General features: G+C 57.7%; 17 protein-coding genes. 5 read left to right on the forward strand and 12 right to left on the reverse strand.

The genetic code is table 11. The features are described from left to right. The first annotated feature begins 333 nt into the window (after positions 1 to 333). Positions 334 to 684, forward strand: a complete 351-nt coding sequence (locus tag NA78x_RS18525; protein ID WP_425613859.1) for a P-II family nitrogen regulator — start codon at positions 334 to 336, stop codon at positions 682 to 684. Between the two features lie 18 nt (positions 685 to 702). Here NA78x_RS18525 and NA78x_RS18530 read toward each other — a convergent pair whose 3' ends face one another. From NA78x_RS18530 to NA78x_RS18540, 3 genes are all read right to left on the reverse strand, one after another. Further along, positions 703 to 2,739, reverse strand: a complete 2,037-nt coding sequence (locus NA78x_RS18530; protein ID WP_425613860.1) for an amylo-alpha-1,6-glucosidase — start codon at positions 2,737 to 2,739, stop codon at positions 703 to 705. 22 nt (positions 2,740 to 2,761) lie between these two features. Next, positions 2,762 to 4,642 (reverse strand): malto-oligosyltrehalose trehalohydrolase, encoded by a 1,881-nt coding sequence (gene treZ / locus NA78x_RS18535; protein ID WP_425613861.1) that lies wholly within the window; start codon positions 4,640 to 4,642, stop codon positions 2,762 to 2,764. Between the two features lie 209 nt (positions 4,643 to 4,851). Then, positions 4,852 to 5,100: a BON domain-containing protein gene (locus NA78x_RS18540; protein WP_425613862.1), complete on the reverse strand. Its 249-nt coding sequence runs from the start codon at positions 5,098 to 5,100 to the stop codon at positions 4,852 to 4,854. Between the two features lie 567 nt (positions 5,101 to 5,667). Here NA78x_RS18540 and NA78x_RS18545 point away from each other — a divergent pair. Together NA78x_RS18545 and NA78x_RS18550 are read left to right on the forward strand one after the other, a co-directional pair. Then, positions 5,668 to 5,814, forward strand: coding sequence for a hypothetical protein (locus tag NA78x_RS18545; protein WP_425613863.1), 147 nt, complete (start codon positions 5,668 to 5,670; stop codon positions 5,812 to 5,814). A gap of 62 nt (positions 5,815 to 5,876) precedes the next feature. Next, positions 5,877 to 7,622: an HAD-IIB family hydrolase gene (locus NA78x_RS18550; protein WP_425613864.1), complete on the forward strand. Its 1,746-nt coding sequence runs from the start codon at positions 5,877 to 5,879 to the stop codon at positions 7,620 to 7,622. A 15-nt stretch (positions 7,623 to 7,637) separates the two neighbouring features. Here NA78x_RS18550 and NA78x_RS18555 read toward each other — a convergent pair whose 3' ends face one another. The 9 genes from NA78x_RS18555 to NA78x_RS18595 form a co-directional block, all read right to left on the reverse strand. Then, positions 7,638 to 8,153: a hypothetical protein gene (locus NA78x_RS18555; RefSeq protein ID WP_425613865.1), complete on the reverse strand. Its 516-nt coding sequence runs from the start codon at positions 8,151 to 8,153 to the stop codon at positions 7,638 to 7,640. A 13-nt stretch (positions 8,154 to 8,166) separates the two neighbouring features. Further along, a complete protein-coding gene (locus NA78x_RS18560; protein ID WP_425613866.1) occupies positions 8,167 to 10,392 on the reverse strand; it encodes a type II secretion system protein GspD in 2,226 nt (741 codons plus the stop codon). A 45-nt stretch (positions 10,393 to 10,437) separates the two neighbouring features. Continuing rightward, positions 10,438 to 11,118 (reverse strand): hypothetical protein, encoded by a 681-nt coding sequence (locus NA78x_RS18565; protein WP_425613867.1) that lies wholly within the window; start codon positions 11,116 to 11,118, stop codon positions 10,438 to 10,440. Positions 11,119 to 11,179: 61 nt separating this feature from the next. Beyond that, positions 11,180 to 11,758 (reverse strand): type 4a pilus biogenesis protein PilO, encoded by a 579-nt coding sequence (locus NA78x_RS18570; protein WP_425613868.1) that lies wholly within the window; start codon positions 11,756 to 11,758, stop codon positions 11,180 to 11,182. A gap of 4 nt (positions 11,759 to 11,762) precedes the next feature. Beyond that, positions 11,763 to 11,990, reverse strand: a complete 228-nt coding sequence (locus tag NA78x_RS18575; protein ID WP_425613869.1) for a hypothetical protein — start codon at positions 11,988 to 11,990, stop codon at positions 11,763 to 11,765. Continuing rightward, positions 11,987 to 12,730, reverse strand: a complete 744-nt coding sequence (locus NA78x_RS18580) for a hypothetical protein (protein WP_425613870.1) — start codon at positions 12,728 to 12,730, stop codon at positions 11,987 to 11,989. Before NA78x_RS18580 ends, NA78x_RS18575 begins: the two co-directional genes overlap by 4 nt. Positions 12,731 to 12,746: 16 nt before the next feature. Beyond that, positions 12,747 to 13,805, reverse strand: coding sequence for a pilus assembly protein PilM (pilM, locus tag NA78x_RS18585; RefSeq protein WP_425613871.1), 1,059 nt, complete (start codon positions 13,803 to 13,805; stop codon positions 12,747 to 12,749). 38 nt (positions 13,806 to 13,843) lie between these two features. Then, on the reverse strand, positions 13,844 to 14,503 hold the full coding sequence (locus tag NA78x_RS18590) for a pilus assembly FimT family protein (protein ID WP_425613872.1): 660 nt from the start codon (positions 14,501 to 14,503) through the stop codon (positions 13,844 to 13,846). Then, positions 14,478 to 14,723, reverse strand: coding sequence for a hypothetical protein (locus NA78x_RS18595; protein WP_425613873.1), 246 nt, complete (start codon positions 14,721 to 14,723; stop codon positions 14,478 to 14,480). The genes NA78x_RS18590 and NA78x_RS18595 overlap by 26 nt, the downstream gene beginning before the upstream one ends. 1,193 nt (positions 14,724 to 15,916) lie before the next feature. Here NA78x_RS18595 and NA78x_RS18600 point away from each other — a divergent pair. Both NA78x_RS18600 and NA78x_RS18605 read left to right on the forward strand, forming a co-directional pair. Next, a complete protein-coding gene (locus NA78x_RS18600) occupies positions 15,917 to 16,600 on the forward strand; it encodes an SAM-dependent methyltransferase (RefSeq protein ID WP_425613874.1) in 684 nt (227 codons plus the stop codon). A gap of 100 nt (positions 16,601 to 16,700) precedes the next feature. Then, positions 16,701 to 17,228, forward strand: a complete 528-nt coding sequence (locus NA78x_RS18605; RefSeq protein ID WP_425613875.1) for an ankyrin repeat domain-containing protein — start codon at positions 16,701 to 16,703, stop codon at positions 17,226 to 17,228. Positions 17,229 to 17,314 lie beyond the last annotated feature (86 nt).

The raw sequence follows: 17,314 nt of genomic DNA on the forward strand, positions 1-17,314 counted from the left end.
CGAGGTGAATCTTATCGGACGAATTGGCCTCGACAAGCAAAAGCACGCGCATTCGGCAGAAATGTCGTAAGCGGTGTTCCGGTGGTAATGCTTGCGTAAAGCTTGCCGGCACTGCTGTCGACAAAACCCCACTTCAATGCGATGGACAACCATTCCAACCGTCGCCGCCAATCTCTACGAAACTCGGTCGCCTCTGGTGCGCAAACATTGGGAATCGCGCCTTGCGGCCAATCTATGACAGCGAGCTTGCAGCTATCAAGTAGCGTGTCAGCACGGTATTCTGATAGCTCCTCTCCGTTCCACTTCGAAGTCCGCGATGCAAGGAACGCGTCCATGCGCTTGATCCTGGCCCTGATTCAACCGACCAAACTGAAAGCCGTGCAGGAAGCGCTCGCCAAGATTGGTGTCGAGCGAATGACTGTCTGCGATGCTCATGGCTATGGTCGCCAGAAAGGGCAACCGGCCACCTATCGCGGGGCGGAATACAAAACCAACCTCCTGCGCAAGGTAGCCATCGAGATTGCGGTGAACGAAGACTTTCTCGAACCCACGCTGGAGACCATTACCAACGTGGCGCGTACGGGAACCGAAGGAAACATTGGCGACGGCAAGGTCTTCGTCTTGCCGGTCGAGGAAGTCATCCGGCTCAGCGATACCGTCCGCGGCCCGGAAGGTATCTCGTAAACTTCTGCTCGCGCCGCGTCATGCCGAAGTGCGAATCCAGCAACGAAGCACTTCGGCCACGCTCCACGCCTGAGCAATACAGCCCCGTGGAACGAACGGCGACTCAGCATCAAAGACTTCGCTGATCGAGCCTATGCACGCTTCGCCCAGATGATCGACGAAGCCTTCGAGGAAGCGACGAGCCGCAACGCGATCTTCGGGATGCACCACCAGCCAGGCGTCTACGAACGGGCCAATGAGCCAGCCCCAGACGGTACCTTGATGATAGGCCGCATCGCGCGCTCGCAAATCGCCAAAGTATTTCGGCTTGTAGTCGGCATGACTGGCGGAAAGCGAACGCAGGCCGACCGGAGTTAAAAGTTGCTCGCGGACAATGTTTAAAACAGGCTTCCAACGGCTTGGTTCGAGCACCGGATGTTCCAGCGAGAACGCAAAAAGCTGATTGGGCCGCAGGGCAGTGTCGTTGCCATCCTCGCCGTCAATCACGTCGTACAGGTAGTTCCCTTGCTCGTACCAAAATCGCTTGTTGAACGACCGCTTCACCCGGTCCGCTTGCTCGGCCAAGGGCCTCGCTGCTTCCACGCCTTGTTCTTCGCGCACCCAGTTTTCGAGCAAGCGCAGCGCGTTGTACCAGAGCGCGTTGATCTCGACGGCTTTCCCTCGGCGAGGCGTTACGACCCAATCGCCGACCTTGGCATCCATCCACGTCAGCTGGTAACCGGGTTCGCCCTGCCTGAGCAGATCGTCGGACGGATCTACGCCAATGCCAAAGCGAGTACCGCGATTGTGATGCTCGACAATGTCCAGCAACTTCGGCAGGAGCAGGCGCAATGTGTTGCGATCGCCCGTCGCACTCACGTAGCGACTCAGCGCGTGAAAGAACCACATCGTGGCATCAGCCGTGTGATAGAGCCCCTCCTTCTCTCCTTCGGGGAACAGATTGGGGATGAGGCCATCGCGAACGTAGTGCCCGAAGGTACGCAGGATGTAACCAGCTTCGGTGTGCCGACCAGTCGAGAGAGTCAGCCCTTCCAGACTGATCATGGTGTCTCTGCCCCAATCGGTGAACCAGTGATAGCCGGCAATCACGGTGCGCACTTCGTCGCCAGTCGCCCGTGTGCGAGCAGCATCTTCGGCACGTGCCACGGGAGTGATCAAGAACTGATCTGCGGCGAGAGCCAACTCGCTAGCGGGCCCACTGCGCAGTGCTGGGTGCGCGATACGCAGCAATTGATGGCGCCGAGCAGACTCGTACTCGGTCGCTTGTGCGGGAGTTAGTGCCTGAATGGTGTCCCATGATTCTGTCGATGCCACCAACGTGACGGGATTGTCTACGGCCAGATCTGCGCGGAAGTATCCCGGGCTCCAGAGCTCACCAAGTGCCTCGTAACCGCGACTTTCCTCGACACGGTAAATCACATTAGGCAAGTGCGTCCCTTCCAGCGTGATGGCGACTTTCTCTCCATGTACCATCATTCGCAAGGGAGGCAGCGGAGCGGGAGCTTCGAGTTCGACTCGACCGTCAACGCAACTGACGGGGCAAGGTCCCGAGTGCGGATGGCTGACGGGTGCTTCGTGCGGCCGAAAGTGGATTGAGGGGCGCAGCTTGATGCGCAAAGTCCCTTCGCCACGAATCAGCCTGTAGTTCACATGCACGGTGTTCTGATGATGCGGCAACAGAATGCGGCGTTCGAGAATGTAGCCATCGAACTCGTACCGCCACACCGGCATACCGAGTTCCAGACGAAACTCCGTGAGCAGATTGGAACCATGCAGATGCAAACTTCCCTCTCGCTCTTCGCCGCCGATCAGTTGCGTGTGACCGTTGGGCAGCCGGACCAACTCGGTGAGATGGTTCACCATCACGCGCCGGCCAAGGGGCGCTGGCAACGCTGCAATCAGCAAACTGTGATATCGACGCGAAGCTACGCCACCGACCGTTCCCGAGGCGTATCCGCCTAGTCCATTCGTAACTAACCATTCACGGGTGAGCAGTGACTCTCGTTCCGCTTCCTGACTACCCGACCAAGGCATTCGTAAAACCCAGTTGTCCATTGTTGGCTCCTTCCAAGACTTGTTATTTCGCGTCGTTGTTGGTTTTCAAACGAAGTGGCTTCAAGACGACCGCCGCTGTTGCCGGGATGCGCCAATTGAACTCTTCGGTATCCAGATTCGGAGTTCCGAGACCACCATACTTGGGATCTTCACTCGACCACATTTCTTCCCACTCGCAACCGGGGGGCGGGGCAAGCAAAGGCTCGGGCGCAGGGTCGCATTGCAGGTCGCGACCCAGATTAATGATTAGCAATCGATCGTCGATTTCGGGCCCAAAAAAACGCAGCACCAAGGCATCTTGGCTGAGGATCGCTCCGTCGAATTTGCCTCGCTCTTGTGAACGAAAGCAAGGCTCTTCACGACGAAGCCGCAACAGGTCGCGATGCAAGTCGTACATCGGGCGGTTTGTTTCGACCTCCGACCAATCGAGAATGCACTTTTCGAAGGTCTCGACGGAGCCTGGATCGGGCAGAATCGATCTCATCTCCTCCGTTGCCAGACTGGGAAATTGTGCCAGGAACTTCAGCCGGCCTTCGCGAATCAGTGTGTTCAGTTCCGGCTTATGATCGGCAAAGAACAAAAACGGAGCACTTGAGGTGAACTCTTGCCCCTGAAAGAGCATGGGGGTGTTAGGCGCGAGCAATAACAGCGCGGTCATCGCCTTGTAAGCGCCACTGCTGGTCATGTGATGCAAACGAAGGCCGTTCGCTGAGTTCGCGACCTGGTCATGATTTTGCAGGAAGGTAATGAATTGCGGAGGCGTGAGATCCAGGGAGTAATGACCGCGCCGAGCCTTTTGCCACTTGTACCGTTGTCCCTGGTAGATAAAGCCCCACTTCACAGCCGAGAGCAGTTCCTGTGCAGATCCCTTATGATCGGAGTAGTACGCTTCGCTATGCCCGGTGGTCGCCACTCGAGCACTATGGTGAAAGTCATCATTCCAAATAGCATCTAGGCCGCAACCACCTTTTTCAACGGAGCGCACGAGCCTGGCTTCTTGCCGCTCGTTCTCATTGACGATGAGCGTATTACGCCCTTTCGCGGCAGCGCGAACTTCCTTACCAATCAGCGTGAGGACGTGCTCGGGCGAATCGTCAAAAATCTGCTGCGTAGCATCGAGTCGCAAACCATCGAGATGATATTCATCGATCCAGTAGGCAGCGTTTTTGGCCATGAACTCGCGAACCGGCGCGCTGTGTGGACCATCGAAGTTGATTGCCTCTCCCCACTCGTTCGCGTACTTTTTGGTGAAGTAGTCCTCAGAGAAGCAACCGATGTAATTGCCGTCGGGACCGAAGTGGTTGTAGACAACGTCGAGGATCACACCTAGGCCGAGACGATGGGCTTCGTTCACGAATTGGCGAAATTCGTCAGGCTGGCCATACAGTCGGGTGGGCGCGAAGAATGACACGCCGTCGTACCCCCAGCCAAACTTGCCGGGAAACTCAGCAACGGGCATCACTTCAATCAGGGTTACACCGGTATCCACCAGATAGGGCAACTTCTTAATTGCGGCCGCCCAGTTTCCCTCGGGGGTGAATGTGCCAATATGAAGCTCATAGATCACCTGGCCGGCAAGCTTGCTCCCTGACCATTGCTGGTCGGTCCATTCAAAACTGCTGGGATCAACCACCTGCGATGGGCCATGCGGGCCTTCTGGTTGAAAACGCGAAGCAGGGTCGGGGAACTTCTGGCCGTCGACCACAAACCAGTATTGAGTTCCGGTGCCTGTTTCGGGCACCAACACGGAGTAGTAGCCTTCGCTCTCGGCCACCATGTCGATCGGCTTCGTCGTGTCGCGCAGCAGAACTTGCAGCGATCGATGACGAGGTGCCCATAAGCGAAAGTGGACACCCTTCTCTTGCACCTCAGCGCCTATCGGCAGGCGTCGCGCTACGGGCATGTTGTTTTCCTTTGTGATCAGCAGGGTGCAAGGCGCGATAGTACTCCATTACGAAGTGCGCTGGCGACGCCTTGTGCAAGATGCGCGCCACCTGCGCTTTTGTAAACGCTAAGCGCGCAAAAAACGACCGAGCGCGATTGCTCACGCCCGGCCGCGAGGAGATGAATCGAGAAAGAGCCAGGCCTACTTTAAAGCGGCCGAAGCTCTTGTTAAGCGACTTCAATGAGGTCGACGATGCCGTCTAACTCCGCGAAAGATTTCACATCATGCAGCCACAACTGTCGCTGATAGTACGACCGAGCTTGCCCACGCAAAGTTGCCACTCGGTCACTCACTTCCACAGACAGCAGCTTTTCTGTCGCGCGGTTTTTGGTGCTCATGTGGCTGCGAATTCGTTCGGCTAAGAGGTCGTCTGAAAGATCCATGTGCGGAGATAGTTCCATCGACAGTGTTGACATGCAGTGGCCTTTCCCAGGGGGGTGAAAGAGCCCGTATCTGCTGGATTGAAGCTGCAAAATCCATTCCATTGCGAAAGTCCGCAGATTGCGTAGCACTTACCGGAAAATGGTGGCCGAGCTTGGCCGCTGAACGACCAAGCTGGCTTGCCGGTCAACAAACTTCCTCAGCATTGCTTGCGGTCGCTTCTTCTCAAGTCACTTCGTCTGAATTCTCGGCCGTCTCATTGCTCGACTGCAAATCTCAATACGAGAGATCTGCGACGCTATCATGACAGGGATTCCGGTCGCGCCAGCAAATTACCAAGGATTAAGTCCTAGCTGCAAGTCTTTATTTCCAATCTAGTTACATCGATCCCTGCGAGACAACAGGCACTTGAGGTTGGTTGACCATCAGCTTCTGGCGCACCGATTGCAACTAATGCGACCCACCGGCAAGCATGAGTTTGCTGGCTTAGAAGTCTCCCCTCTCTGTATTTAAGCCAAGGACGTCGTCAGATGGTCAGCCAAGTCAAATCGTTGCTCACCCCCCAATCCGCTCCCGAACCAAGCACTGGTTCGATTCAGAATATGACCGCTCGAATCCGTAACCATTGGTCGAAGGACGAGAAGGTTGATCGCCAGCATCAGGCCCTGTTGTTCCAACAACAGCTTCTCCAGCTGTGTGGTCTGGTTCCAAGCGATGGCTTGGAAGACGTCATCACGGTAGCTCGCTAAGCTCGCAACGATTTCACATCCTTGATTCGCACCCTTGATCGCCTCGCGAGACGAAAGCAGCCATGCGTTATCTGGCTTTGGCAGCCGACTACGACGGAACCTTAGCCCATCACGGCAAAGTAAGCTCCTCGACGATCGATGCGTTAAAGAGGCTCAAGGATTCCGGTCGTAAGCTGCTGATGGTTAGCGGCCGCGAATTGGAAGACCTTTTCAGCACCTTCGACCACGTCGATTTGTTTGATCGCTTGGTCTTGGAAAACGGGGCGCTTCTTTACAACCCAGCAACAAAAGAAGAAACCGTTCTCGCCGAGCCGCCCCCGCCGCAATTCGTCGAGTTGCTTGCTGCGCGGGGGGTGAATCGCATTTCGTCGGGACGAGTCATCGTTGCCACCTGGGAACCTCATCAAAAGGAAGTGCTGGAAGTCATTCAAGATCTAGGCATCGAGCGGCAGGTGATCTTCAACAAGGGAGCCGTCATGGTGCTCCCTTCCGGCACGAACAAGGCGACCGGACTTGCTGCCGGTTTGCTGCAATTGGGCCTATCGCCGCACAACTGCGTCGCCATCGGTGATGCCGAGAATGACCACACTTTTCTCGCAGCTAGCGAATGTGGTGTAGCTGTATCGAACGCCCTCAACGCACTCAAAGAGCGAGCCGACTTCATAACCGAGCGAGATCACGGTTCGGGAGTCGAAGAACTAATCGATCGCTTGATCGACGATGATCTCGCTTCGGTAAACTCCAAGCTGGTTCGCCATGGCTTGCTCGTAGGCAAAACAGCGGATGGCAAGGAACGGCGTCTCGATCCATTTGGAGTGAACTTGCTGATTGCTGGCTCTTCCGCCAGTGGCAAGTCGACCATTACCACGGGTCTGCTTGAGCGTCTTGAGAATAAGGGCTACCAGTTCCTGATTGTTGATCCGGAAGGTGACTACTCGTCGCTCAACGGCGCATCAGTGTTGGGCGATGTCAGCCGGGCACCGCTCGTCGAAGAAGTGCTCGACCTCCTGAAGTCGCCAACTCACAACGTGGTCGTAAACCTGCTCGGCATCCCGCTCGATCAACGCCCCGCGTTCTTCGATTCATTGCTGCCGCGCTTGCAGGCGTTGCGATCGGCCAAGGGGCGCCCCCATTGGATCTTGGTCGACGAAGCACACCACTTAATGCATGCGCAGTGGAAGCCAAGCCAACAAAAGCACACGGGCCAACAAATGGGCATGACGCTCATAACAGTACACCCGGAGAGCGTCTCTCAGCCAGCGCTAGAGCGCGTGAACGCCGCGATTACCTTGGGCGAACGGCCCGACAAAACCTTACAAGAGTTCTGTCGAGCGGCAGGCAAGCCGATGCCTCTCGCGCCAGAAGGTCCGCTTAGCAAGGGGGACGCCCTGCTGTGGGAAGCCAGTCGTGATGACGTGGTAATCGTCCATACCGAACCGCCCAAGACCGAGCGCCGCCGCCATTCGCGCAAGTATGCCGAAGGAAATCTTGGTCCCGATCGCAGCTTCTATTTTCGTGGCCCCGAAAAGAAGCTCAAGCTCAAAGCTCAGAATCTGATGTTCTTCCTGCAACTAGCCGAAGGAGTCGACGACGAGACTTGGCTCTTTCACCTGGAGCAAGGAGACTATGCGGAGTGGTTCCGCGACAGCATCAAGGACGAAGACTTGGCAGCCGCTACCGAGAAGATCGCCGGCACCAAACTCTCCGCTGAAGAAAGTCGCCAGGCAGTTCGCGCCGCGGTCGAGTCCCGCTATACGCTTCCCGCCGATCGCGCCACCGGGCACGAAGAGAAACCAGCGACAACTTAAAAGCCTTCTCTTTCGCTATTGCTCCGTTTGTAACATGGCGGCGTAGACTTCGTTGTTTGGCTCGAGTTCGCAAGCTCGTTTGAGCATGCTCGTGCCTTCTGCTTCGCGGCCGGGCCAATCACTCAGCAACATGCCGAGCGCATGATGAGCCTCAGCGTTATCGGGGACAATGGTCAGGCACTCTCGCAACTGCGTTTCGGCGGCTGAAGATTCATTCTGCGCGGCAAGCACTTCGGCCATTCGCAGCTTCGCTGGGACACACTTCGGGTTGTGGGCAATGATCGCGGCAAGTTGAGACTCACACTTGTCGCCTTCGCCTCGCTGCCAGAGTGCCACTGCGGCCTGAATGGACGCTGCTTCGCGTTTTTGTTCGTACGATTGAACCGCAACTGCCTTTCGCTCTTCAAAGGTAGGTGCGGGCGCAGCATCCGGCTGACTGCCGAAAATCTTCGCTTGCCAGGATGCGCAGCCGGTGAGAACCGGCAGGCAACACGCCAGGCAACAGAGTCGAAATGCGATCTGCAGTTTCATGATGCTTTCCGGATCACTCGGGCGGAGGCAATTGCTCAAGCGGATCTTGAATCACGATTCCCGGGCGAGGCCGTTCCACGGTCTTTACTGGACCCGGTTGCCCGAGGTCTTCGACCGCTTGATAGTTAGGTTCATCGCCAAACCCTTCGGACTTCTTCCAGGGATAGCCTTGGCGAGAGTAGTCGCCAATCGGATGTTGAACTGGGTTCAAGCCCCGCTTGAGATACTCGTGAATGCTTTCATTCTCGAAGCCGCCGGCGGCGACGACATCGTTCCGCAAATTGATTGCGTCGCGATTGACCGGATCGTAATGGATGGCCAAATTGACTTGGCGCATTGCCAGGTCGTAGTCTTGTGCGTTGTACGAAGCCCGCGCCCTCCGCAGCAGATGATTGCCGTAGTTACGCCGTGCAATCGGGCTCATCTTGTCGAAGTACACGCTCTGGCGCTGCGTGAATTCGTTGCCGTACTTCTTCCCTTCCTGGCACATCATCGGATCCGAGATGATGCGCGGCGTGATCAAGACGATGATCTCGGTCCGGTCGATGTTTTCGGTCTTTTGCCGGAAAGCGGGGCCCAGCCAAGGCAAGCTTCCCAGGTAAGGAATCTGGGTGGTTGTAGTTTGCAGATCTTCGCGAATCAGACCGCCGATGACGACAGTGCAACCATCGCTGCACATCACATTCGTCGTGACTTGCGTCACCGATTTGTTGGGAAGTGTCATGCCTTGATCCACGGTCACCGAACCCGTGGAAAGCTCCGGGTGAACTTCCATGCGAATCAAGCCGTCGTTGCTGATGAACGGTCGCAATCGCAGGAGCGTACCGACATCCAAAAAGTTGACGGTTTGTGTCGACGAGCTTTCGGTGACGGTGGTACTGACGTATCCCAGTTGCTCACCAATTTGAATCTCGGCCCGCTGCTTGTTAAGGCACATGAGCCTGGGCGAAGCGATGACGTTGGTATCGCCGATGGTTTCGAGCGCATCGATGAAGAGCGACAGGTTGGCATCGAGGTAGCCGAACTTCAGGCCACCCTCGGTGACGTCAATCGCTCCCAGCGTGGCAAGTGGACTGCCCGAGATGAGACGGACATTGTTGTTACCGCGTAACGCTTCGAAGTTGACACCCAGTTTGAAAGTGTCAGACAGCTTGACGCTCAGGATCATCGCTTCGATCGAAACCTGTGTCGGCTTCACGTCGACATCGATAAACACCTGGTCGAGCTGCTTGAGCACCGCTTCGTAATCGCGGACGATCACGACATCGGTCCCAGCCAGGTTGTTGCCCCCCGTTTTGATTTGGTCGGCCGGGATATCGACTTCTGCAGGTGCCGAGACAGTGACCTTGCCAATCTCGGGAGTCAGCAGCGAAGTAAACAGATTTTGCAGATCGGCCGCCTTCACATAATTGGGATGATAGACGCGCGTGAGCACGCGGTCTTCGGTCTGATCCATCGCGGCAAAGTCTGCGGGTGTACCGACGTAAATGATCTGCCCTTCGCGGCGAGCAATATAGCCGGTCGACTTCAAGATTGCCGCGAGGGCCGTCTCGAGATGCACGCCGGTGAGTGAAGCAGTCACTGCGCCCGACACGCTCTTGCTGGCAAGAATGTTCAACCCGCCCTGCTGGCTGAGCAGTTCGAGCACTTCACGAATGTCGGTGTTCTGCACGTTGATCGTCAGTTGGTCATCGCCCCCTTCGCGATCGATGCGCGGTGCCTTCGGAGCAGGCAGCGGGTCGGCTGGCACAGGCAATGGCGGAGGAGCAACCGGTGCTACAGGTACTGGCGCAGGCTCTTCGGCGGGCAGCAGATTGGGCCGTGGCGGAGGGGCCTGCTGTTCTTGCAAGTTGGAAAGGATATCGCTCAGATACTTCTGCTGCTTTTGCGAGTTGCGATCGAGCAGCTGAATGCTGTCTTGCAACTCATCGATCTGGCCATTCACCGCGCGGCGATAGGCAGCCAACTCAGGCTGAATTCGTGATTGCGCCGCAGCATAGGCGTCGGCCCAGGGATCGGGCACGGAGTGTGGCGGAGCAGGCGGAATCGCTGCAGGCACTGCGGTGGCCGGACCTTGCTGCAACGGCGCAGCAGCAACCTGAGTCGCTGAAGCGCTCGGCTGATCGACATCGTCTGGCAGTTGGACAGGATCGGTTTGAGAAAGTGCCAGCGCAATCGCGACGCCGAGGCCGACGGCCGCGCAGGCACCCAGGATCATGATTCGTAAGGCGTTGGGCATGTCTTCCTTGACCTCGTTGCAGACGTGCGTGCGTTGCCGCGCGAACTATTCCTGCCGCACATGATCGCCCGGCGACAGCTTAGGCCGCGAGCGTTCAATGCGATATGACTTATCCTGATGCTTCAAATCGACACCCAGTTCATCGATGCTGACAATCAATAGCTCAATCGCTGACTTGGCATTTTCAGCACCAAGAATCAGCTTGTCTCCGACGCGATAGACGGTACCACTAATGACCGCTGCCGCCTCACGCTTGCCAATCAAGATGCTGGAAACCATCACGCCGGCCAGTTGTTCTTTGTTGAGGGCTGGTTCCGGAGTAATCGTCTTAGGCTGCTGTGTTGCGGCCATTGCTGCCGACTCCGCAGCGGTCTCACTCTCGTCTGGCTTCGCCTGCTCGCGCAAGCGACTGAAAGGGTTCGTCCAGCTCACATGATGCGCGGCGGGGGTTAGTAGTTGATCGTTGGCCAATGCCAGGCGAACTCGATCCCAGCGTGTGCTATCAGTGGCAGCATGCGGAGCGGCTTTCGCCAGCACGGGGTCATCGGCCAGGATGACCTGACTGACAGCAACCGCCCCTGGTTTGGCTTTCCCCTTGGTCGCCTTCATCACCAGCGGAGCCCAAAAGTAGAGCGCAACCAAGATCATCAGGCCTAGCGCACCCGCTTTTTGCGGGCTCGCTGCCAGATCTCGCTTCAGTCGTTTTAGTAGTTTATCTAGCTTCACGGCTTTGCCTGGTTTGCATTCGAACGGAGCGCGTATGCGCACGCACCGTTCTATTCATCGGTTAAGTTGACTTTGCCGGACCGGAATTTTCGGCAAGGTCGGCAAAAATCGTCAAAGTCATCTCAGCCCGCAAGGTTTGTGCATCTTCCGACGAGCTTGAAAGACTCAGGTTCGTGATCCACACCCGGTGGGGCATCGATTCCACCCGATGCAAAAAATCGAAGACCTGCTGAAAGTTCCCCTCCAAGGCCACGGTGATTGGCTGTTGAGCGACCGACTTCAGCGACACTAGTGGCTGCGGATCGAAGCGCTGGATCGTCACTTCGGCTGCGCGAGCTTGCTGCGTGATGGCCGAGAGATTGCGTCCCACTTCACTGGCCCGTGGAGCATGTTGCCGCCAACTGGCCGTGGTCACTTCAATCTCGCGTTGCCGCAGCAGAGCCTTCTCGATCTTGTCGCTCATCTTGGTTTGATTGGCGACGTACTGCATCAGCTCGTACTTCTTCGATTTCAGCACGCGCGCCTTCTTCTGCGCGGGCAAGAACACGAACATCGTGTACAGCACCGCCAACACGGCGACGACGCCCGTGACCAACCACGAAGGCATGCTGCGACCGGAGTTTTGTTTGAGCTTGAGCATGGTCTTACTTGGTTAGTCTCGGCGCCGGTTGCCCAGTAGCGCTCTTGGCAGGGCGCTGCAAAAGTTCAAACTGATGCTTCGCCTGCGCGATCAACACGCGATAGCGAGCACTTGTCACCAGCAACAAAAACGGAATGACAAACGCGGCAAACATGGCGATGCCAACGAGCCAGTTGCCCATTGGTTTCTGCTTGGGCTCTTCCTCGGGCTGAACGCGGACGACGAAATTCATCGCAGTGCCTCCCAGTCAATGGTTGCGGTTGCGGCAGGTTCGTTGGGAAGAAGCGGAGCGGTCGGACCATCACTCAGCCCGTGACCGGGCCGCGTGCAAAGCTGCAGTTGAAACACAACCAGCGAGTACGTTTCCAGTTTGCGAGTCTCCAGCGAATTCAAGCGAGCCTCAACCACCAGCGGATGTCGGCCGAGCGCCTCCAGGTACGTGTGCAGCGTTTCGACTTCCTTCGCCGTTCCTTCCACAATGACCATCACCCGCTGAGATTCGTGCGCATCGTGTAACTGCAACAGATCGGCGACGGCCGGATGAGGTGGCGGCGGCTGGTTGTCGCCGCCCGCTTCGGGCGTGGCAGCAACTGCCTGCTTCACAATCAGCGATTCAGCAATTCGAATGCTGGAAAGTTCAATGTCGCTGGGCAAGGGATGCACGACCGCACTCAAGATTTGCGTACGCGGCCAGGGATGTCGCAAAAATGTGTATAGGTTCGCGCTATGGCTGAGTGCCGAGACATTGGTCTCGATTTCGAGCAGTCGCTGATCGAGTTGCCGCGCTGTGGCGACCTGCGTCTCCAACCGAGCCACCTCGCGCTTGATGCTTTGCACGTTCAGCCATTGCAGACTGAAGGTCGTGGCCACGAGTCCGCCAAACAGACTCACGACCAATGCCCACCACCAGCGCACGCGGCGCTGCTTGCGCCGCTCGCGGTAATGTTCTGGCAAAAAGTCGATGGCTTGCATGGCTGGAACCTGTTATTTAATTCACGTCGCGCAGGGCGAGTCCGGTGGCAACATCCCACTGGCCTCGGCGGCCCAAATTGGGAACGGTGGGCAGCGTACGAAACGGATCGCTCAGTTCGCACTTCACATCGAGATGCTTGCTTAGCGACTCCAGCAGTTGCGGAGTCGCTTCGCCGCCGCCCAGCACCATCCGCACGAGTGGTTGGCCGCGAAACGTCACGCTGTGATAGCGAATGCACATCGACAGTTCGCCACCCAGCCGCTCGATCACCGGCCGGCTGGCTTCCGCGACGCTGCGGGCCACTTCGGGATCTTGCATGTCGCTGCGACGGTCGCCGTTGTGCTTTCGCAGCAAGGTCGCTTCACTGGCATCCATCTTCAGGTGCCGCGCGATCGCTGCATCCAAGTGCGAGCCGCCAATCTCGATGTATTTGACGAACAGCATCTCGGCCCCTTGGGCGATGACCGCTGCCGTCCGCGAATAGCCAATGTGCACAATCAGTGCTCGTTCGTTTTTGTCGTCCTCGCGGCGATACTGCGCGGCGTAACACCGCGCGAGCGCTGCCGGCTCGACATCAACCGCCATAGGAGTCAGCTTGGCTGTTTCCACCATCTGCAAGGTTTGCTGCAACACGGCTCGCTGACAGGCAAACACAATCACTTCGCGCAGCGTGGCATCGCCTTGGCGAACGTCGGCTGCTTCCACAAACCGCAGCTCTGCCTCGTCGATTCCAAAGGGCAAGCGCCCCGCAGCTTCCTGAGCCACGAGTCGATGCATCTGCGCACCCATTTCCCGCGGCACGCGCACATTCTGCAAAAAGAGTTGGCGGTCGCCGAGGCACACCACCACCTCGCGACCGCGAAAGGCTCGTCCTTCGAGCGCCTTGCCCAAGCCATCGGACCAGCGTGCCAGGTGCTGCTCGAACGAAGTGCCCGGCTGCAGCGGCGGCAGTTCCCAGCGGCAAGCGTCGATCAATTGGGTACGATCGGCCGACAGCTGCACGAGCTTGATGGACCGCGCGCCGAGGTCGACGCCCACAGGTCCGCAACGATGCTTGCCAAGCCAGCTGATCATGAAACGTACTTACGCGAATGGGAAAGGAGGTGAATGACTTAGGGCAACGAACTCAACGCAGCCAGTCCCGTCGGGGCGGTCGCGGTGAGTGGATCGACTTCGGCCAGGCCCGTCGCGGCGTTGATTCGCACAGCCAGGTAGCGCCGCGTAGAACCTTGCCCGGCGGTGAGCCAGATCAATGTCGCCTCGGGAATGCTGGTCCCGCCGAGCGACGTAAAAGTGACTTCGGTCAGTTCGGTCGTGCTGCCGGTCGCTCGCTTGGCGCCAAGCAGTTGCACGTGGCCGGCACCAATCGGCAAATGATCGAGCCGAGTGGTTTGCTGGGCCGCGGTATCGCCGGGTGACTTGAAGGGCGAGGTGGGCAGCGCGTGCAGCAGTGTGTTTGTGCCGCTGTGAGTCAGTTGGTACCGGTTGCTCGCTGGCTGCAGCGTAAGGCGATATTCCGAGCCATTCGAAATGGCCAGATTGCGAGCGTAGTCGATATCGGCGACCACGATGCCGGCCACGGCCTGCAATTGGTCGATCGACGTGGACGAGAGATAAGGAATGGCGAGCCCGGCGAGAATCCCCAGAATCGTCAGCACCACCAGCACTTCCACCAGCGAGAACGCCGGCCGTCGCAGCGCACCGCGAACCCGTCCAGGCAAGTTGCTCGCCGGGTTCCAGGTTGCATCAACGCTGAGGTGCTGCCGTTGCATTGGTCTTGGTCGTGCCGCGAAGCAGGCTGTTCTGCTCCTTCAGCAACTCCTTGATTTCGCGCAGTTCGCGAATCATCTCGTTCCGTTGGTCAATGGGATTAGCAAACGGCGGCTGGCCCCCTTGGGGCGCGGCGCCACTGCTGCTGTAAAACCCTAGCACGTACAAACCGACGGCAGCGACCACGAGCAGGCCCGACCACTTGGGAAATTGATGTTTCATGGCAAACAGCTCCTAATCACTGCACTCGTCAACTTGGAAATGCCCGCTTCAGCCGGCACATTCGGCCCGCTGAACACTCGCGACCTCTTCAACCATCGCTCAGACCAAACCTACTGCGCACCCCGCGCGACCTCTCCAATGTGGCCGGACTCTCCCCGTTTCTCTCCGCCCCGGCAAGTCCACTTACCATTCCCCCGTGGCGGCAGACCTCCCGGTCTGCCGATTCTCCCTTCCGCCTCCCCCGGCGGCCTAGCTGAACAGTCCCCATTCAGCCCCTGTGACGACCCGGTTTTGATAACTTTTTGCGCGAAAAATCAATTCGAATCAATTGCCATAACCTGTTTTATAAATGACAGTTGCGATCACAATTCGCCTCGCATCACCCGTTTTCCGATAACCGCCTGATAACCACATCTGCCCCTGTTCACTTCGCAGGCTGAACAGGCCCTAACCGGGTGGGTCTTCGTAGCGGCAGGCATCCCGACCTGCCTTCCTTCCCCCAGTGGCGGCAGACCTCCTGGTCTGCCAATTCTCCCTGTTCGCCGTTTCCCCACCGTGCCTGAACAGTCCCGACTCAACCCCCTCTGATAACCAGTTTTGATAACTTTTTGCGCGAAAAATCACATCTCACCAGTCGCCCTAACCTATTCCCACAAAGTCGTTTACGCTCGTAATCGCCCCCAAATCGCCCGTTTCGCGATAACCACTTCATCACCCACTTTCGCCCCTGTTCACCGGACAGCCCTGAACAGGCCCTAACCGGGTGGGTCCGGCTCTTCGCGGCGGCAGACCTCCCGGCCTGCCTTCAAACCTCAGGCCGCTCCGGCGAAACTCAATCGTCTTGGTCCTTCGTCCCCAGTAGGTCCAGGTACTCCGTACCTGACCCTTCACCAAGTTGGCATCACCAACCGACGACCTGCGTTTTACTCGCCCCGCCCCCGCAGCCTCCAGAAACTTTAAAATCTCATTGACACTAAGTCAACACATCGTAACAATAATTGACAACGGCGGGACAGTTGCGTTACGCCATTAAAAAATAGTTAGGCACCAGAAGGCGCTTCACCATGGATCAGCGGTTGGCCTCCGAGCGGTTTCCCCGCGCTTCGAGCTACCATCCCGATTGGTTGCTTGCCGGAGTCAGTGGCGGGGCCAACCCGCTGTGGCTGACCGAGTGACTGGCCGAGGCGCTCGACTTGCGACCAGGCATGCGGGTGCTGGACCTCGGCTGCGGCCGGGCGTTGTCGTCGATTTTCCTCCACCGCGAATTCGGGGTGCAGGTCTGGGCGGCCGATCTGTGGTTTAGTGCCACGGAGAACATTCAGCGAGTGCGTGACGCGGGTGTGGAAGACGGTGTCTTTCCGATTCGGGCAGACGCGAGGTCGTTGCCGTTCTCCGAGGGGTTCTTCGACGTGGTCACGTCGATCGACTCCTTCATGTACTACGGCACGGACGACCTCTACCTGAACTATCTCGCGCGGTTCGTTAAACCGGGCGGCCTGATCGGAATCGCCCAAGCTGGCTTCCTGAGCGAGATCGACGAATCAGTACCGGCGCACCTGGCCCAGTGGTGGGCTGCGGAGATGCCGTATTGCCTGCATTCGGCGAACTGGTGGCGGCGCCACTGGCAGCGGAGTGGCATCATCGATGTCGCGATTGCCGACTCTTTGCCCGACGGCTGGCGGTTCTGGCAAGCTTGGCTCAAACTGATCGCGCCGCAGAATCAGACGGAGATCCAAGCACTGGAAGACGATGCCGGCGGCTACTTCGGTTACGTCCGAGCCGTTGGCCGTCGTCGTACCGAAGCGCAACTTTTCGACCCACTCATGACCCTACCCAGTGATTACACGAAAACGCCGTTGCTCCGCGCAGCGGAGTAGGCACTGCCCCGCAAAGAGACGAGACGTTCACACCCGCTGTAGTCCGCTTCCCATGACTGCCAATTAGCACTGGCTGAGCCAGTTTTTCAAAGGACTACGCATGTCCGACAGCAAGCTTGACCTACCAGTCATCAAGGCAATTCGTAACGCCATTCGAAGTGGGAACGTCGAGGATCTAGCGAACCAAATTGGCGAAGACGATTCGCGATTGCATTTCGAGACTCCCTTCGGAACCTGGCTGCATGAAGCCGCCGCGAAAGGCCAAATCGAGGTTGCCAAATTACTGATCGCGAGAGGCATCGACGTCAACGCGAGGGGTGGGCTTAGTGACGGCAATCCACTATTGCTCGCAGCGACGATGGGCCAGACTGCGATGGTCAAGTTTCTGCTGTCCGTCGGCGGTGAAATGGATACAACCGCTGTCGAGCGGAATCCATTGATGTCAGCAATCTACGGAGACTATCCGGATGTCGCCAAACTGCTGCTTGACGCCGGCATCGACACCAAAGTGAAGTACCTCGGCGAATCGGGCCGCATCAAAAACGCTCTGTCCTTTGCCCAAGAATACGGCCGAACCGAGATCGCTCAGCTGATCCTCGAATCCGCCGGCGACGCGGCACAGCTATAAATGAATTCCTGATTCGCCTGGGACCAGTGCTCAGTGTGGCGCTCGGCAGCCAAAGCTAGTTTGGAGAGACGGCCACATTCTTAATT

The sequence above is a fragment of the Anatilimnocola aquadivae genome (genome assembly GCF_049819085.1).
Lineage (GTDB): Bacteria > Planctomycetota > Planctomycetia > Pirellulales > Pirellulaceae > Anatilimnocola.

Excerpts from the sequence above, each read along its gene's own strand:
- NA78x_RS18555 (WP_425613865.1), bottom strand. The coding sequence starts at position 8,153 with ATGAAACTGCAGATCGCATTTCGACTCTGTTGCCTGGCGTGTTGCCTG.
- NA78x_RS18580 (WP_425613870.1), bottom strand. The coding sequence starts at position 12,730 with ATGCAAGCCATCGACTTTTTGCCAGAACATTACCGCGAGCGGCGCAAG.
- NA78x_RS18590 (WP_425613872.1), bottom strand. The coding sequence starts at position 14,503 with ATGCAACGGCAGCACCTCAGCGTTGATGCAACCTGGAACCCGGCGAGC.
- NA78x_RS18540 (WP_425613862.1), bottom strand. The coding sequence starts at position 5,100 with ATGTCAACACTGTCGATGGAACTATCTCCGCACATGGATCTTTCAGAC.
- pilM (WP_425613871.1), bottom strand. The coding sequence starts at position 13,805 with ATGATCAGCTGGCTTGGCAAGCATCGTTGCGGACCTGTGGGCGTCGAC.
- NA78x_RS18560 (WP_425613866.1), bottom strand. The coding sequence starts at position 10,392 with ATGCCCAACGCCTTACGAATCATGATCCTGGGTGCCTGCGCGGCCGTC.
- NA78x_RS18570 (WP_425613868.1), bottom strand. The coding sequence starts at position 11,758 with ATGCTCAAGCTCAAACAAAACTCCGGTCGCAGCATGCCTTCGTGGTTG.
- NA78x_RS18605 (WP_425613875.1), top strand. The coding sequence starts at position 16,701 with ATGTCCGACAGCAAGCTTGACCTACCAGTCATCAAGGCAATTCGTAAC.
- NA78x_RS18595 (WP_425613873.1), bottom strand. The coding sequence starts at position 14,723 with ATGAAACATCAATTTCCCAAGTGGTCGGGCCTGCTCGTGGTCGCTGCC.
- NA78x_RS18575 (WP_425613869.1), bottom strand. The coding sequence starts at position 11,990 with ATGAATTTCGTCGTCCGCGTTCAGCCCGAGGAAGAGCCCAAGCAGAAA.
- NA78x_RS18550 (WP_425613864.1), top strand. The coding sequence starts at position 5,877 with ATGCGTTATCTGGCTTTGGCAGCCGACTACGACGGAACCTTAGCCCAT.
- treZ (WP_425613861.1), bottom strand. The coding sequence starts at position 4,642 with ATGCCCGTAGCGCGACGCCTGCCGATAGGCGCTGAGGTGCAAGAGAAG.
- NA78x_RS18525 (WP_425613859.1), top strand. The coding sequence starts at position 334 with ATGCGCTTGATCCTGGCCCTGATTCAACCGACCAAACTGAAAGCCGTG.
- NA78x_RS18530 (WP_425613860.1), bottom strand. The coding sequence starts at position 2,739 with ATGGACAACTGGGTTTTACGAATGCCTTGGTCGGGTAGTCAGGAAGCG.
- NA78x_RS18545 (WP_425613863.1), top strand. The coding sequence starts at position 5,668 with ATGACCGCTCGAATCCGTAACCATTGGTCGAAGGACGAGAAGGTTGAT.